The 16,424-nt window shown below is 51.4% G+C and carries 14 protein-coding genes; 7 read left to right on the top strand and 7 right to left on the bottom strand.

Annotated elements, in window-relative coordinates:
• Positions 1-42 precede the first annotated feature (42 nt).
• From F3H12_RS02700 to F3H12_RS02715, 4 genes are all read right to left on the bottom strand, one after another.
• A complete protein-coding gene (locus tag F3H12_RS02700) occupies positions 43-453 on the bottom strand; it encodes a hypothetical protein (RefSeq protein ID WP_149677814.1) in 411 nt (136 codons plus the stop codon).
• A gap of 371 nt (positions 454-824) precedes the next feature.
• Complete coding sequence (locus tag F3H12_RS02705; RefSeq protein ID WP_149677815.1) at positions 825-2,135, bottom strand: DUF4179 domain-containing protein; 1,311 nt, start codon at positions 2,133-2,135, stop codon at positions 825-827.
• Positions 2,128-2,676 carry an RNA polymerase sigma factor gene (locus tag F3H12_RS02710; protein ID WP_149677816.1) on the bottom strand — a complete coding sequence of 183 codons (549 nt, stop codon included), beginning with the start codon at positions 2,674-2,676 and terminating at the stop codon, positions 2,128-2,130. Before F3H12_RS02710 ends, F3H12_RS02705 begins: the two co-directional genes overlap by 8 nt.
• 107 nt (positions 2,677-2,783) lie before the next feature.
• Positions 2,784-3,620: a pyrroline-5-carboxylate reductase dimerization domain-containing protein gene (locus tag F3H12_RS02715; RefSeq protein WP_149677817.1), complete on the bottom strand. Its 837-nt coding sequence runs from the start codon at positions 3,618-3,620 to the stop codon at positions 2,784-2,786.
• 226 nt (positions 3,621-3,846) lie between these two features.
• Between F3H12_RS02715 and F3H12_RS02720 the strand changes: the two genes are divergently transcribed.
• From F3H12_RS02720 to F3H12_RS02745, 6 genes are all read left to right on the top strand, one after another.
• On the top strand, positions 3,847-4,335 hold the full coding sequence (locus F3H12_RS02720; RefSeq protein ID WP_149677818.1) for a hypothetical protein: 489 nt from the start codon (positions 3,847-3,849) through the stop codon (positions 4,333-4,335).
• 73 nt (positions 4,336-4,408) lie between these two features.
• Entirely contained in the window at positions 4,409-4,750 is a 342-nt protein-coding gene (locus F3H12_RS02725; RefSeq protein ID WP_149677819.1) for a hypothetical protein, read from the top strand.
• A gap of 310 nt (positions 4,751-5,060) precedes the next feature.
• Complete coding sequence (locus F3H12_RS02730; protein WP_149677820.1) at positions 5,061-5,276, top strand: heavy-metal-associated domain-containing protein; 216 nt, start codon at positions 5,061-5,063, stop codon at positions 5,274-5,276.
• Positions 5,273-7,168, top strand: coding sequence for a heavy metal translocating P-type ATPase (locus F3H12_RS02735; RefSeq protein WP_243133170.1), 1,896 nt, complete (start codon positions 5,273-5,275; stop codon positions 7,166-7,168). The genes F3H12_RS02730 and F3H12_RS02735 overlap by 4 nt, the downstream gene beginning before the upstream one ends.
• Positions 7,169-7,199: 31 nt before the next feature.
• A complete protein-coding gene (locus F3H12_RS02740) occupies positions 7,200-7,883 on the top strand; it encodes a Crp/Fnr family transcriptional regulator (protein WP_149677821.1) in 684 nt (227 codons plus the stop codon).
• Between the two features lie 15 nt (positions 7,884-7,898).
• Positions 7,899-9,086 carry an anaerobic nitric oxide reductase flavorubredoxin gene (locus F3H12_RS02745; protein WP_149677822.1) on the top strand — a complete coding sequence of 396 codons (1,188 nt, stop codon included), beginning with the start codon at positions 7,899-7,901 and terminating at the stop codon, positions 9,084-9,086.
• A gap of 48 nt (positions 9,087-9,134) precedes the next feature.
• Here F3H12_RS02745 and F3H12_RS02750 read toward each other — a convergent pair whose 3' ends face one another.
• The gene (locus tag F3H12_RS02750; RefSeq protein ID WP_340162569.1) at positions 9,135-9,857 is read right to left on the bottom strand and encodes a DUF2238 domain-containing protein; all 723 of its coding nucleotides are present in this window, start codon (positions 9,855-9,857) and stop codon (positions 9,135-9,137) included.
• A gap of 159 nt (positions 9,858-10,016) precedes the next feature.
• Between F3H12_RS02750 and F3H12_RS02755 the strand changes: the two genes are divergently transcribed.
• Entirely contained in the window at positions 10,017-10,949 is a 933-nt protein-coding gene (locus tag F3H12_RS02755) for a patatin-like phospholipase family protein (protein ID WP_149677875.1), read from the top strand.
• 81 nt (positions 10,950-11,030) lie between these two features.
• Here the strand turns inward: F3H12_RS02755 and F3H12_RS02760 are convergent, their stop codons facing one another.
• The gene (locus tag F3H12_RS02760; protein ID WP_188118331.1) at positions 11,031-13,265 is read right to left on the bottom strand and encodes a methyl-accepting chemotaxis protein; all 2,235 of its coding nucleotides are present in this window, start codon (positions 13,263-13,265) and stop codon (positions 11,031-11,033) included.
• Positions 13,266-13,744: 479 nt separating this feature from the next.
• A complete protein-coding gene (locus F3H12_RS02765) occupies positions 13,745-16,399 on the bottom strand; it encodes a translation factor GTPase family protein (protein ID WP_149677824.1) in 2,655 nt (884 codons plus the stop codon).
• Positions 16,400-16,424 lie beyond the last annotated feature (25 nt).

Here is a 16,424-nt window from a genome sequence, read left to right on the forward strand (position 1 = left end):
TTTCCTTTCCTTCAAGGATTCGCTTTCAGACTTGCGCACTTCTCAAAGGCCTGCCCGCGCTATTTCAATCAGGAGGATTTTGGCCGCAATAATGACCGACAGGATGAAGAAAACCGCTCTCCGGTACGGCTGCTTTTTGACGAAAAGACAGGACAGGGCGCCAATAACCATGAGCATACCGCCAAGGCTGCCGAGAATGGACTGGGCGCTGTCCATGGCAAACAGGCCCGGTGCGCTATCCGGATTGTTCGCAGCCTGCACCGACAGGTGATAGCCGTCCCTTGCGGCAGCAAAGATGCAGGCGATAAACCCCAGAATCGCCAGGGTTACTACCCTTTTCCCCCAAAAGGCTATCTTCCTGCGATTCCCTATGGTAATACCCATATAGCCGAGAACGCCCAAAAGGAGAAGCGTAGTCAAGGTGCGCAGTGAATCTCCAAAATAGTTGGCCAAGGCAAATCCTCCCCACCGGCAGTTGTCAGATTCATCATATCCGACAGCCGCCGGACCGTCAAGAGAACATAGGACAAGCGACGAGATTGCCGCGCTCCGCTCGCAATGACAATTTGAGTTGGGCGCTGCAAGTGTTTTTATGCGCATCAAACGCTACGCCGTTACGCCCACAGTGGCAAACCCAGGGTGTCATTGCGAGGAGGCGCAGCCGACGAAGCAATCTCAACCGTATCCTGGGCTCATCACAGGACATAAAGAGATTGCCACGCTCCGCTCGTAATGACAATTCGAGTGTGGCGCTGCGAGTAATATATAGAATAAAAAGAAAAGCGGCTATTGAGCCGCTTGAATCATTGCCTGTTCACCGCCGCTTACGGTCTCTGCCAGAAGATTTGATCATTGATGGTGATGGCCGTTACCTTTCGGGCATCCAGGAGCGCATCGCGAACTAAAAAATCGATGCTGTATTTGATTCTGCTGCCACCCGAAGCACTGGATGAAATGTATGCCACCTTCATCCTGGTGCCGTCCTCCAGCAGGCAGTATGCGTCCGAAGATCCAAATAGGGTGTTGATATCTATCTCTGCATCTGAATAAGCTGTTATTACAAGCCCTCTCGGGCTGATCCTGATGCTTTCCACAGCAAGGTCTCCTGTTTCGGCTATGGGCTGGAACCCTTCCCTGTATGTGGCTTCAGCGAGTTTTGCCGAACGGGTATCCACATCAAAGCTCAGGTTCACCGGCATCGGTTCTTCAACGGTGAGACACCCCACCACCGGATACAGGTGTGCCAAATCCTGCTCATGGATGCCATCAAAGTAATAGATCTCATATCCCGTCCCGGAATCTTCGGACAGCCTTACGGTGTCATTGACATCTGGTAAGTGATGGGTATCGCTTCCGGGATCATATAACGCCGACAGGAATTCATATCTTTTTTCCGGCATCCTGAATTTGCAAACCACGGCAAGCCGGTCGTCCACGCGCCCCGCCGCAAAGAAATCCAGATACGTGCCTTCAATCGGTAGACCCGAAACCTGACCATACAATTCATCCAGACCGGACAGATTCTCACCTGCAATGATTGCACCATAGTCCTCAGAATAGATGTTGTTGATGGGCCAATCCGCTTCAATTTTTTCCGCCGGCATGCGTTTCATGGAATTGATGTGAACCGTGAGGACATCGGGCAGGCTCCGACCCAAATCGGCCTGATGGCAGACAAAGACCTTTCTGCCGTCTTCCGACAGCCTGCTGGACTGGGAACCCGACACACTGTCGCCGTAATGGGGTATATCCACTTCAAAAGAGATATTTTGCGGGAGTATTCCCCCGTCTATCCTTTCCAGGGAAAACATGAGGAACACCGAGTTGCCGCTGAAGGCCGCTTCTTCCAGCGTGACTCTGTAATCGCCGGAATCCCTGGTTTCACCGATTCGGATGACGGCATTGTCCTGCTCCAACAGCTCGGTGTTGCTGAAAAATAATCCCCAGGGGTTCCGGGTAACGGCAAAGACTCCCAGGCATGTGAGGCAAATGGCCGCAATCAACGGTATGACGGCAGCCTTGCCCAGGCGCTTCTTTTGGGTTTCCGTTTGCGCATAGAGCATGGCCCGCTTTTTAATCCTTCTCAGGGATATTCCGCGCGGAATCCGTTCAAGTGGGATAATATCTTTATCCATTGCCAGCCTCTCCCTCCTTTAAAATATTTGCCAGTCTCTTTCTGGCCCTGGCCAGCCTGGTGGCCACCGTGTTCCGGTTGAGCCTAAACCTCTCCGCAAGGGATTTCACCTGTTCCGACAGGATGTATCTTCTGATGAACAGTTCCCTGTCCGGCTCACCGAGTGTGCTGATGGCCGCATGGATGGCCTCCCGGGTTTCAAACTGCTCCAGTTCACTGCTGCCGCCTTCCGGGATAATCTCCAAATCAAGGGGCAGCCCGTTGTGATACCGCGTATCCCTCAGCTTGTTTAATGCCATATTTTTGGCCGTCCTCGCCAGATAGGGCCTCAATGAATCGGATTCCAGGACGATGCTTCCCCTGTTCTGCCAAATCTTTATAAATACGTCCGATGCCACTTCCTCAATATCCTCATGGGAAAGTGCGTTTCCCGCAACCCTGCAGATGATGGCGGTCACATACCTGGAATACCTGTCGATGAGCTTGCCGAAGCTTCTGACATCATTCTGTCCTATCCTGGCAAGAAGCGCTTTGTCATCCACCGAATCACCTCCGCATCATCCTGTCATCCATATAGACACGGCAAAAGGCCCATATATTTCATATAGCAAAAAAAAGAACATGCATAAACCTGTTCCAGAAGCCAACGTTATGCCTGTTCCATTCCGAGGTTCGATTCCACCTTCTCCCGCACAACCTTACGTTTTTCAAGGGTTTTTCGGAACATTTCATCGAATACACCGGGCAGCCTCTCGTTGAAAACCTTCACACCTTCCTCGGTAATGCCGCCCTTGGTAGCAACCCTTTCTATCATCTGATCAAAGCCCATGTTCTTTTCAACAAACAGTTTTGCCGTACCTTGAAGCGTCCTGATGATCATTTCTTCCGCATCCTCCCGGCTCAGCCCGCTTCCCTGCCTCATGGCAGAATCGGTGAGATTTCTGAAAATGGCGGCAATAAACCCGGGCATGCAGCTTGTCAATTCAGCTGCCAGTTCAAAATCTTCTTCTTTAACCTTTTTGACGGTACTGACACCACCCAGCAATGTTTCAATGTACCTGCTTTCCTCTTCGGATACGGCATTGGAATGGCAAACCAGGGATATGCCGTCCATCACTTCCGAGGTCAGGCTGGGCGTCAGCTTTGTCACCTTGGCCCCTGAAACCTGCTCGATGAACTTCATGGGCACGCTTCCCGCGATGGATATGATGTTGGTGTCGGAAGTTATGTAGGGCTTGATTTCAAGCAGGACTTCCTTTACCTGGAGCGGTTTGACACAAATGAAGATATATTTTGCCCTGCGGGCTACTTCGCAATTATCCTCCGATACGTGGATATTCTCCCGGAGTTTCCTGATATCTTCCAGTTTGCTTTGGGTCTTTGTAGATACAATCATCTCCTCAGGCTTAATCCGCCCGGAGCGGATTAAGGATCCCACCAGCATGCTTCCCATGCTGCCATAGCCAATAAAGCCTACCTTGATCATTCTCGTCCCTTCTCCTTTAGGTAAACCAAATTCTTGTATGTGTACATATTTAAAATTTCCAGTAATTATAACAGCAACCGGAAAGACTTTCAAGTTTTTATTCTATGTTGGCTCATCGGTCTTTCTCACCTATTTCGTCCTTCCAGAATACTCTGTTATCAGGTGCGTGTCTGGGACCCAGGTACATGTCTGTAATGTTCACCGGTCTTGCGGGATGTGACAGGAGATGTCGGGGAAATCTCTCTCTCGCGTCATGATGCTCTGTGTGGGAATCAACGGTTTCATCATGGTTTCCCTCGGCACTGTCCTGCTGGTTTTACAGTCGCCCACGACCTTCCTGACCATAGGCCTGATTGTGCTAGGAACGGGCCACCTGGCAGTCCTGGGCTGCCCAAACCCGGAGAAAAAAATCCTGCGCTACATTGTCCTCCTGAACCTGGCCATGGTGTTCCTGATCATTTCCGGTCTCACGGCTTACCTTCAGGCCGAAGGATTTTTCAGGATGGCAGGCATCGCATGCCTTTTTTGGGGCCTGTTGATCCTTGCAGCCTGCAACATCCTCCTGGCCGCCTGGTTCCTGACGGGCAACCGTGCTGATGCGGGGAGCCCTGAGAAGGAAGGACAAAAAACTGACGGCAAACTGTTCGACAATTATCTGGATTCCCTTATCCAGGCAAAGCTGCTCAAGCACCGAAGCAAATTCAGGAGAGATTAAGAAGGTTGTCTTACACACTCTGCGTGCTTGTCTAATATATTGTTAATGGGATAAGTAATCAGGAGGTGTCGTTATGGATGAAGTAAGAAGATCCTGCAAGCGCCCGATCCTCATTGCCTCAGGCATTCTTGGATTCCTGCTGATTGTATTCGGCGTTGTACTGATCGGCCTGGGCATTGTAGGTTTCGATTTCGTCATCATCGGAACCATCATCGCAGGAGTGCTTTTGCTTCTGCTTTTGGGCGTTAATCCCTTCCTTCGTGACAAAAGGATACTGTGCATCACCCTCGTGTTGGTTGCACTGTTCCTGATCATCGGTGGTATTATCGCCCTGCCGGGTATCATTGGCTTAACCATGATAGGACTCGGCGTAGTCGCTGCTATTCTGGCAGTGCTCTGCTTCAATTGCTTCTGAATATCGCTGATGACTTAATACTTCAAGGGTGCTCCGGCACCCTTGAAGCCTTTATTTTTCTGCCGGAGTTTCCTCTCCCCCTTTCTGTCCGTTTCAGTCAGCCGATCGGTTCATTATGTCCTGCCCTTTGCATTCCCACAATACCATGCAACCCCTGCGATGCAAGCTTTGATGCGTTTCGGGGAATCCTTCATGAGTGTCCCCATATGTTGAAGTTTTCGTTTTTTGATCCAGGTCAAAGAAAAAGGATCCGGCTCCTGGTATGCTGGGTTCAGAAGTTCAAAACCAAACGTGTTCAGGGAGGGATTTTATGACCAACAAAACCTATCAACTGGAAACCATTTCATGTCCCAGCTGCATCGCCAAGATCGAGGGGATGCTGAAGAAGACCGAAGGCATCGTTTCCTCGGAGGTCCTGTTCAACACCTCACGGGTAAGGGTTTCCTTTGACGAAGCCAAGATAACATCGGATGAAATCAGGAACAGGATTGGGAAACTGGGTTACAGGGTGCTTGGCGAAAAGTGATCGAATTTAAGGGGGTGCTGCCTGTGCTGAGGCTGACAAAGGGCAGAATTGTCCTGATCTCCGGCGTGATTATTGCCATTTCACTCATTTTGAAAGAACTGGTGGGCTACAAAACCGTTACCATTGCCTTCATGCTGGCCGCAGCATGTGTTGCCGGCGCCCCTGTTCTCAGGAAAGCCATAGGCGCTATAAGATACGGCATTGTCGGGATCGATGCCCTGGTGTCCATAGCCGTGATTGGCGCCATCATCATCGGCGAATACTGGGAGGCCGCCGCGGTAACCTTTCTGTTCATGCTGGGCGACTACCTGGAATCCCGGACCATTGAAAAAACCCGATCTTCCATCAAGGCGCTGCTCGATCTGGCTCCCGACAGGGCCAGGGTAAAAAGGAACGGCGTCGAAACGGAGGTTTCCCCTGAAGAAGTGGAGCGTGGGGATTTGGTTGTGGTAAGACCCGGCGAGAAAATATCGGTGGACGGCATCGTGGTAGAAGGCTCTGCCCATGTCAACCAGGCCGCCATTACCGGGGAATCCATCCCCGTCAGTCTTGGCGTGGGCGATACCACCTTCTCGGGAACCATCATTGAATCCGGATACCTGGTTATCCGGGCCGACCGGGTAGGTGAAGACACAACCTTTGCGCGGATTCTGCAAATGGTGGAGGAAGCCCAGGACCGTAAGGCGAAAACGCAGAAATTCCTGGAGAAGTTCTCCCGGTGGTATACACCGGCCATTATCCTTCTGTCGGTCATCGTGTACATTCTCTCCGGGAACGTGGTGCTGGCCCTGACGCTTCTGGTCATCGCATGTCCCGGCGCGCTGGTCATTTCAACCCCTGTTTCCATTGTGGCGGGGATCGGCAATGGCGCTAAGCGCGGCATACTGGTCAAAAGCGGTGAGGTCATGGAGAAACTCGGTACCGTCCGGGTAATGGCCTTCGACAAGACAGGGACGCTGACAGTGGGCAAGCCCAGTGTCACCCGCATCAGGGCCTTTGGCATGTCAGATGATCAACTTTTGCGGATTGCAGCAATTGGCGAATCCTACTCGGAGCATCCCCTGGGAAAAGCCATTGTGGATAAGGCAACGGAAAAACTGGGCCCTATCCATGAGGCACCGGAACAGACCGAAATTTTGGCAGGCATGGGCCTTAAATTCAGGCTGAACGGGGTAAATTACTATATAGGCAACCGAAAATTGCTTCAGGATTGCGGGATCAGCATAGAGACGCACGAGCAAGATATCGCCGCGGAAGAAGAAATGGGCAGGACCGTTGTCATTGTCGGCGCTAATGGTGTCGTTTGCGGCATCATCTCCATCGCCGACAGGATCCGAGAGGATGCCCGGGCTCTGATCCCCAGGCTGAAGGCGCTGGGCATCAAAAGGACCGTCATGCTGACCGGTGATAATCGAAGAGCTGCCCGAGCCATCGCGAAGGAAATCGGCCTCGATGAATACTACAGCGATCTGCTTCCCGGGGATAAGGTCAGCATCCTGGAGCAGTTGAGGAACAGATATGGGCGTATCGCCATGGTAGGCGATGGCGTCAACGACGCACCCGCACTGGCTTCGGCAGATCTGGGCATCGCCATAGGTGGGGCGGGAACCGACGTGGCCATGGAAACGGCCGATGTGGTCCTGATGGCTCCAAAACTGAGCATGCTGACCTATGCTGTCGGGTTGAGCCGGGCCACGGTACGGAATATGATGCAAAACATCGCCTTTGCCCTGCTGGTAGCCGCTCTACTGCTCGCAGGCGTACTTTTCCAGGCTGTCAACCTGTCCTTCGGGATGCTGGTTCACGAAGCATCGGTTCTTCTGGTCATCATCAACGCCGCAAGGCTCCTCGGCTACGGCAGAAAGGTCACGGCTGGGCCCGGCAGGTTATGACCGGACACATTCCAGATGAGGGGGCACGCATATGAATTGTTGTCATCACGCACACCATCAGGACTGCATCGACAGGGTGCCCATTTTCAGCAGCCTGTCGCCGGGGGAGAAACTGGAGATCGCCCGCATCACTTCGGCCAAAACCTTTCAAAAGGGAGAAATGATTTACTCGGCGGGTGATCCGGGAGGCAAGCTCTACGTTCTACATACGGGTACGGTGAAGATATCCCGGATCAATGCCGGAGGCAAGGAACAGGTGATCCGGGTGGTCGGACCGGGGGATTTCATGGGCGAGCTTTCCCTTTTCAGTTCCGCCCCGCTGTCCGATAATGCGGAGGCGCTGGAAGCCACCACCCTATGCATGATTGACGGAGCCAGGCTCAGGGAACTGATGGCCAAATACACATCCATCGCCTTCAAGATCCTGGAGGAACTGAGCAGACGGCTTGAGAAAGCCGAAAACCTGATCGAATCCATCAGCCTGAACAGCGTCGAGCAGCGGCTTGCCCAGGCGCTGCTGTCCTTGTCCGAAGGCGGCCATGAAGTTGAGCTCTCCATGAAAAAAGGAGACTTGGCCTCACAGTTGGGCATGAGCCAGGAAACCCTGAGCAGGAAGCTTGCGACCTTTCAGGAACAAGGTTTGATAACGCTGATGGGCCACAAAAGGATTGTGATCCGGGACCGGGCCGGGCTTGAAAGGCTTATTGCAGAATAAAAAGGAGGGATTTTTGTGAAGAAGCTGATAAAGAACAACGTATACTGGGTCGGTAAGGTGGACTGGGAACTGAAGACTTTTCATGGTTCCGATTATTCCGTTAACCATGGATCCAGCCAGAACGCCTATTTGATCCAGGAAGAAAAGACAGTGCTAATCGATACGGTCTGGAAACCCCATGCCGACGAGTTTGTGGACAACCTGGCGAAAGAAGTTGATCTCAATAAAATTGACTTCATTGTTATCAACCATGGCGAGGTGGACCATAGCGGCGCACTGCCCGCCCTGATGGAAAGAATACCGAATACGCCCATCTACTGTACGGCCAATGCCGTCAAGTCCCTAACGGGACAGTATCATCATCCTGAATGGAATTTCAGGGTGGTCAAAACCGGTGATTCGGTGGACATCGGCAACGGGAAAAAGCTTATTTTCGTGGAAATGCGGATGCTCCATTGGCCCGACAGTATGGCCACCTACATGACCGGCGACAACATCCTGTTCTCCAATGACGCTTTCGGTCAGCATTATGCTGTGGAGGAACTGTTCAACGACAAGGCGGATCCCTGCGAACTGTGGGAAGAGGCCATGAAGTATTATGCCAATATCCTTACGCCCTACTCGCCCCTGGTAAAAAAGAAAATCGAAGAGATTCAGGCCTTCAATCTCCCCATCGACATCATCGCCACGAGCCATGGCGTCATCTGGCGGGAGAACCCCCTGCAGATCGTGGAGAAATATTACGCCTGGTCCCAGGATTACCAGGAAGACCAAATCACCATCGTCTATGACACCATGTGGGAAGGTACCTTGCAGCTCGCCAATCAGATCGGTCGGGAAATCTCCAGGATATCCCCCGATACAAGGGTCAAGGTTTTCAACATATCCAAGTACGACAAGAACGACATTATGACCGAAGTCTTCCGTTCCAGGGCCATCGCGGTTGGCTCCCCCACGGTCGGAAACGGCATTCTCTCATCCGTTGGCGGCTGGCTTGATTTCCTGAAAGAGCTGAAATTCAAAAACAAGAAATCGGCTGTTTTCGGCTGCTACGGATGGAGCGGCGAATCCACCAGGATACTCAGGGAGCGCCTGACCGATGCAGGTTTCCAAGTGGTGGAACCTGAGATCAGATGCAACTGGAATCCCACCGAAGAAGACCTGGGCAAGGCCGCAGATATCGCAAAGGCTCTTTGTGAATGATCATGCCGAAAGCTCCAGCCTCTCCTGAGGGCTTTCAGGCGACATTGATCATGACTCCGGCTCAGGCCTGCCTTCCGCCCCCCAAAGCTTCTTCCTTTTCGCATAGATATAGCCGATGACAGAAATCACCAGGGCGCTGACGGCATCCACGATAATGTCTTCCATGGTGTCGTTCAGCGCCTCACGTCCTACAAGCAGCGTTCCATCCTTGAGCATATACTTTTGCATGTTCAGGCCAAGGGTGGAATCAATCAGGTACTCATAGATTTCCCATACAGCACCAACGGCAAGGGCAAAGCAAAAGGCGAAAGCAGCCGAGAAAAACGGACTTAAGTGAAGATTGATCCCTTTTGAATTGTTGAGCATGATAATGATGGTAAATCCCAGAGCACCCAGCATGGCGCCGCTGAAAGCATGCAGGATGAGATCCCAAAAGGGGACGGCATAATAGAAGTTGCGCACCTCTCCCAGGTAGATGGCGCAGAACAGAAAGATAAAACACAGCACGTACATGAAATTGGGTATGCTGAGGGACCATTTCCGTTCGATCACGGAAGGCAGCATCATGACCACAAGACCAAGCGTACACTGGAGCAGCATCAGGGCATAATCGCCCTTCACATGATCAGGTGTTTCGGGCGCTGAAATACCTCCGGGCGACAGGATGAACATGACGATTATGTACACGATGGAAGCAATCAGGGACACAAAAAGGACTGCACCGGTTACTTTTCTCCAGTTGATTTTTTTCAATACCTTCAGTTTTTCCAACGCATTCCCTCCTGACGACTATTTTCATTATATAATATTTTGTCAATACCTCAGTAGAAGCAGATGTTTTGGTCTGTCCCCATTAACACCTATCACATATTTGCCTGGCCCTGCCATATGTTATATTAGCTATCCATTCCAATTGAGGGCTGCATGAGCATGAAAGCGGACGCAGTATTCGAGGGCGGCGGTGTGCGGGGTATTGCTTTTGTCGGAGCCATTTGCTGCTTTGAAGAGCATGGCTATAAATGGGAGAAACTTGCAGGAACCTCCGCCGGCTCCATTGTCGCATCCCTTCTGGCTGCTGGCTACACGGGCAGGGAGCTGAAAAAGATCATCGAAGAGCTCGATTATTCAAAGTTTGCGGACAAGGACTGGATCCAATCCATCCCTTTGGTGGGAGGCCTTTTAGGCCTTCTGGTGCACAAGGGGCTCAACAGCGGCGACTATTTGGAGCAATGGATCGGGGATTTGCTTCGGACAAAAGGCAAAACGAAATTCAGGGATGTCAGCGTAAACAACCGTTCCAGGCTTAAAATCATCGCTGCCGACATCACGCGAAAGGAATTGCTCATCCTTCCGGACGACCTTAATAAATATGGGATTAATCCCATGGAGTTTGAGATCGCCAAGGCCGTCCGAATGAGCTGCAGCATTCCCTTTTACTTTAATCCGGTGCAGCTTTCCTACCCGGGCGGCAGAAGCTACATTGTGGACGGTGGCATTTTAAGCAACTTCCCCATCTGGATATTCGATGTTAAAGGAATACCCCGCTGGCCTACTATTGGCTTCAGGCTCTCGGAATGCAAACCGCAGCAGAAAGAACACCACACAACGGGCCTGCTCACATACGCGCTGGACATAGCTGAAACCATCATGGATCGGAATGATGAAATTTACCTGAACGACAAGGATGCGGTCAGGACCATCTCAATCCCCACCTTCGGCATTAAGGCCACCAGGTTCGACCTGACCCGGAAGGAGAGCCGAAGGCTTTATGAGAGCGGGTATAACAAGGCAAAGGAATTCATCGGCTCCTGGAATTTTGAAAATTACATTCAGCGATACAGAAAAAAAGGCCATCGCCGCTGAACCCCGATTAAACACAGGCTGCTCCTTTAATGGAGCAGCCTGAATCGCCGGTGACTTCTTTTTCGATTGACCATTTTTTCATTAAATCCGGAATATCTTAATCGCATCTTCAAGCTTACGGGCATCCGATTCAAGGACCATTGCCGCCTCACGCAGCCGTTCCACCGCATCGATCTGGTTCTGGGCCGTCGCATTTACTTCCTGTGTTGCCGCAGAGGTTTGCTGCGTTACGGCCGAGATACTCTGCACTGCGTTCAGCGTATCTTCCTTGGCGGTTTCAATGTTCTTCAGGCGTTCCAGGATATTGTTCATGTTGCTGACCAGATCGTTGACACGGTTGCTGATATTGTTGAAGGCATCAACCGTCCTGCTCAGAGCCTCATTCTGGGAAGCCACAATATTTTCGGCTTCTTCCGCTGTCTTTACCGTATCCTGGTTCATCAGGTCGATGATCTTAACCGTATTCTTGATCTGTTTCGCGGCATTCATGGTCTGATCTGCCAGTTTCCTGATCTCTTCAGCAACCACCGCAAATCCTCGGCCGGCCTCCCCTGCCCTTGCCGCTTCTATGGAAGCGTTGAGGGACAAGAGATTTGTCTGTGATGCGATGGAGTCGATGACATTGACAAAGCTTTCAATGGTCTTGGACTTCTCCTTGAACTCGTGGATTTTCCGGATAACATCCTGCGTGATCTCGGAGGTTGCCTTAGACTTGCTGCTCAGTTCCTCGATCAGGTACAATCCTTCATTGGCAACACTTTGCGTGTTGCTTGCAATCTGGCCGATTTCGTTGGTATTGTTGTAGACCTGGTTAATCTGATCAGAAAGATTGGACATCTGGTGCAGGCACTTTTCCGCATCCTCCGACTGCTGGATCATACCCTGGCCAATCTCATCGATGGCCCTGGATATGCCCTTGGTAGCTTCAAGCAGTTCGCCTGCCGTGCCGGTCAGGCTCATGGCAGAACTGCTCACGGTGTTGCTGACCCCCTGTACCTCACCAATCAGGGCACGCATGTGTTCCACCATATCGGTAATCCCGCTGGACAAAGCGTGGAATTCGTCCTTCCGTTTGAGCTGCAGTTTTGTGGTCAGATCGCCCTTGGCTATCTGGGCGATGGATTTATTCAGGGTGTTGATATTTCTCGTGATATCCCGGGTGATGAGGATCACGATGATTACGGCGAGAACACACGACAGGGTTACAAACAGCACGCTCAAAGCCCTGATGCCGGCAACCTTGCTCAGGATGGTGCTCTTTGGAATCAGGGCGCAGACCATCCCGTCAACATCCTTGAATTTCCCATACAGGAACAGATAGTCCTTGCCATTGTATTTCTCATAGGAGTAACCGCTCAGTTCCTCGGATGCCAGCGCGTTCTGGTAATAAGGCAAATCAACGAAGACATGCTCAACCCCATCAATGGACAAGGTTTCCCTTCCGTCCCCCGTGATGAATCCCAGGATGCTTCCTTCGCCCAAATCATACTCCGAAAACATCTTCATAATCTGTTCCCTGGAAACATCGACTATAAAGAAACCCAGGCCATTGCCAAGCTTGCGGACAAGGGAAGTGGCATACTTGTCCGTGCCATAAACCTGTGACCCGGCCGGCATAGCCTCATCCAGAACCGTATGGTAGCCCACCCAGATGTTATGACTCTTCGTTTCCTTGAACTTCTGATTGATTTCGGATTTGGCCACAACATCGTACAGATGATGGTTAATCACCCCGGAGGTAGACATGCAAACGCCGTTATAGCCGATAATATGGATATTGGATATGAAACTGTTGGCAACAACGTTCATGGATATTCTGTCATAGACATCATCATAGGATTTGACGTTGCCCATGGCCTCATCATACTTTTGGTTGAAATAGTTTTTGATGTTGATATCATTCGTAATCTCCATGGCCGTTTTGTCGATCAAGTTAAAACCAAAACTCATATATCGGCTGATGGCGTCAATGGTATTATGGGTACTGGCTTCATGGTTGCTGATGATAGCCGCCTCTGTCCTTTTAAATGAGACGACGCCATATACAGCCAGCAGAACAATGGGTATCAGCAAACCAATGGACAGCCGATATTTTATGCTGTTCAGCTTATCCCAGGCGATCCCTTTTTTCTGGCCTGTTACAGAAGATTTCTGTGTCTTGCTGGGTTTTACAGAAGGTGAAGATTTGGCTGCTGCGTTACGTTGGAAAGGATTCTTGGAAGTGATTTTGCGGACAATTGTGCTGCATTGATTCCCGATCTTCCGGAAAAACTCCTTAGGACTAAATGATTTGAATTTGCCCCAATTCTTTTTCATGGCGACCCCCCACATCATCAAATAAACACTTGCCCTTAACACTAATTATATACCCATTTATAGCATATTTCATCCATATATAGCTACTTTTTTGGCTTAATGTGTTATTCTTTGCGATATTCGCATAACAGTCCTTTTCGATTCATTAAAATTTTTTGTCATCGAGCCATAAATACACACGCAGTACCGAAAACTGATTATTCCGCCAGTAAAGCCATCCCCTGTTGTCCTTTCACAGCATTAGGGAAGCCAGTAAGATCTGTCAGTTTTTTATCATATCGTGTTCCAACTCCCCGAAAAGCCCCTGTAAGTCTGTAAAACCAGCTTATAAACGGATTGTCACGCAAGAGAAGATTAACAAAGATTATAATTGTATTCCCAATATAAGTCAATTAAAAATTTTTAACGATGTGTTTTTGAGCGGCATTTGAAACTTTCCTGGTAAACGGTGCAAACAAAAACAGCCGGATTGCTTCCGGCTAACCATTCCGTTCTTCTTCCCTGAGCAAAGCTTCCATGCGTTCTTTGGTCTCCCGGGACAGCTTGTCCCTCAGATAGTTTCTGTCCATGGCCTGCTTTTCCCGGTAGGCCTGGAGGACGCCTTCGTTGGTTCTTTGCAGTTCCTTCCTGAGATCGTCGGCCGACCATACGGCACAGCCCGCCCCCCGGATGATAACCTGTTGCAGGTTATCCGATGTGGCTACGGTGATATCATATCGCTTCTGGTTATCGTGGGCAAACTTTTCGATATAATGGTCCGCCGTCTGGGCTTCGCGGGTATACACCACATGGATGTTATGGTAATCCAGGATCTCCTCCTGGTGCCCTTGCACCCGGTAAGCGTCAAAAACGGCAATGATCCGGCAGTTTCGTAACCCCCTGTACTTGCACAGTTCATCCAAAAGCCTGGTCCTTGCGGCATCGATATTGTCTTCCGCCAGTTCCCTGAGCTCAGGCCAGGCAAAGATGATGTTATAGCCATCCACGAGGAGATATTCTTCCTTTGCCTCCCGTGGCTTGCCCACATAGGGAGCGGGCTTGCCAGGACTTCCCGAAGCGGTTTTGGGTTTGTGCCAGACCGTCTTTTTACCCTGATTGGCAAAGTAAGTCCGCTGGAGGATCCTGTCAACCTCCTCCGGATCAAGCCATTCTTCCCTGTCTTTCTCCGACCGCTCCCTGTCTGGATTCTCCATTAAGTCCCTGTCGGGTTTCAGGCAGCTTTCAACATGCATATAGTTCTTGACTTGATCCCAACTGACAAGAAAACCGGTACCGTTGGCACAGAAAACTGAACCCGTGGGGTTGTCCGCGTCCCTTTCGGAATCATACCCTATCGCCCGGATGATTTCGTCTGCATTATGGCACGGACCGTATCCGGCAAGATGGCACATGAGCCGGCCATGACCCCTGGTATAGGCAGCCACATCCTTCTGATAGTTTCTCATGGTGCTGACCGGGGCTTTTCCTTCCAGCACCGCTACACCATCCTGAATGCGGGCAATCCGGCATGTACCGTGCATCTTTTCAATATCGGACATGGCACGGCCCACCATCTTCTCGGGAAGTTCCAGCTGAAAGGCGTAATAGGGTTCCAGCAGCACCGATTCGGCTTCCTTAAGCCCCTGGCGCACCGCGCGCCATGTGGCTTCCCGGAAGTCGCCGCCCTGCGTATGCTTGGGATGGGCCCGGCCGGAAACCAGGGTGATCTTCATATCGGTGATGGGCGAACCGGTGAGAACGCCCCTGTGCTCCTTCTCCTTCAGATGGGATAGGATGAGGTTCTTCCAGTTCCTCGCCAGCACATCATCGCTGCAGTCCACCGCATATTTCAGGCCGCTTCCCGGCTCCCCCGGCTCCAGCAGCAGGTGAACCTCGGCATAATGCCGCAGCGGCTCAAAATGGCCAACGCCTTCCACGGTATTGGCAATGGTCTCTTTATACAGAATCCGTCCGGCATCAAAGGTCACTTCCTGGCCAAACCGGTTCTGGATAAGACTTTTCAGGATCTCAAGCTGAACCTCGCCCATGACCTGGACCCGGATCTCCTCCAACTGTTCGTCCCAGACGATATGCAGCTCCGGATCCTCTTCCTCCAGCTGGCGCAGTTTGGGCAGCAGGACTTTGGGATCGCAGCCTTCCGGAGGCAGGATCTGATAGGTCAGAACGGGTTCCAGCACAGGCCTTCCGGAGGCTTCTTCCCCGCCAAGGCCATCGCCGGGTTTTGTGCGCGTAAGCCCGGTAACGGCGCATACGGCACCGGCTTCCGCCTCGCTCACCGCCTGGTATTTCGCCCCGGAATAGAGCCTTATCTGGTTTACTTTTTCCTCCCAGACACCGTTGCTTATAACATCCCGTGCCCGAAGCTTTCCGCCGGTGATCTTCATGTGGGTGAGTCGGTTTCCCTGTTCATCGCGGCTGATCTTGAATACCTTGGCACGGAAATCCCGTGGATAGACCGGAACTTCCGCATACTTCACCAGCGCCCGCATAAAGGCCTCCACCCCCTCCAGTTTCAGGGCTGAGCCAAAAAAGCAGGGAAACAGTTTCCGGTCCCGGATGGCCTTTTTTATCTGCTGTGTTTTGAACTGGCCGGTTTTGAGATAAGCATCCATCATGCCTTCATCGCAAAGGGCCAGTTGCTCACAGAAGCTCGTCGTACCGGTCTGTCCGAAATCAACACAGCCTTCGCTGAGCTGTCTTTTCAGGGCATGGAGCAGTTCACTCCTGTCGGTACCTTCCTGATCCATTTTGTTGATGAAGATGAAAGCGGGTATCCCGTAAAGTTCCAGCAAGCGCCACAGGGTTTTGGTATGCCCCTGCACACCGTCTGCCCCGCTCACCACCAGGATGGCGTAATCCAGCACCTGGAGCGTTCTTTCCATTTCCGCTGAAAAGTCCACATGCCCCGGGGTATCCAGAAGGGTAATCTGCGTGCCGTCCACTTCGAATATGGCCTGCTTGGAGAAAATGGTGATCCCCCGCGCACGTTCCAGTTCAAAATTATCCAGAAAAGCATCCTTTTTATCCACTCTGCCCAGTTTCCGGATCCTGCCGCTTAAATAAAGCAAGCCCTCCGAGAGGGTCGTTTTGCCGGCGTCCACATGGGCCAGTATGCCAATAACCAGTTTGTTCATAGCCTGTTTTGATCCTTTGCCGTCC

The organism is Thermoclostridium caenicola (genome assembly GCF_900142095.1).
GTDB lineage: Bacteria > Bacillota > Clostridia > DSM-8532 > DSM-8532 > Thermoclostridium_A > Thermoclostridium_A caenicola.

Excerpts from the sequence above, each read along its gene's own strand:
- F3H12_RS02705 (WP_149677815.1), bottom strand. The coding sequence starts at position 2,135 with ATGGATAAAGATATTATCCCACTTGAACGGATTCCGCGCGGAATATCC.
- F3H12_RS02725 (WP_149677819.1), top strand. The coding sequence starts at position 4,409 with ATGGATGAAGTAAGAAGATCCTGCAAGCGCCCGATCCTCATTGCCTCA.
- F3H12_RS02715 (WP_149677817.1), bottom strand. The coding sequence starts at position 3,620 with ATGATCAAGGTAGGCTTTATTGGCTATGGCAGCATGGGAAGCATGCTG.
- F3H12_RS02720 (WP_149677818.1), top strand. The coding sequence starts at position 3,847 with ATGTCGGGGAAATCTCTCTCTCGCGTCATGATGCTCTGTGTGGGAATC.
- F3H12_RS02765 (WP_149677824.1), bottom strand. The coding sequence starts at position 16,399 with ATGAACAAACTGGTTATTGGCATACTGGCCCATGTGGACGCCGGCAAA.
- F3H12_RS02740 (WP_149677821.1), top strand. The coding sequence starts at position 7,200 with ATGAATTGTTGTCATCACGCACACCATCAGGACTGCATCGACAGGGTG.
- F3H12_RS02730 (WP_149677820.1), top strand. The coding sequence starts at position 5,061 with ATGACCAACAAAACCTATCAACTGGAAACCATTTCATGTCCCAGCTGC.
- F3H12_RS02760 (WP_188118331.1), bottom strand. The coding sequence starts at position 13,265 with ATGAAAAAGAATTGGGGCAAATTCAAATCATTTAGTCCTAAGGAGTTT.
- F3H12_RS02755 (WP_149677875.1), top strand. The coding sequence starts at position 10,017 with ATGAAAGCGGACGCAGTATTCGAGGGCGGCGGTGTGCGGGGTATTGCT.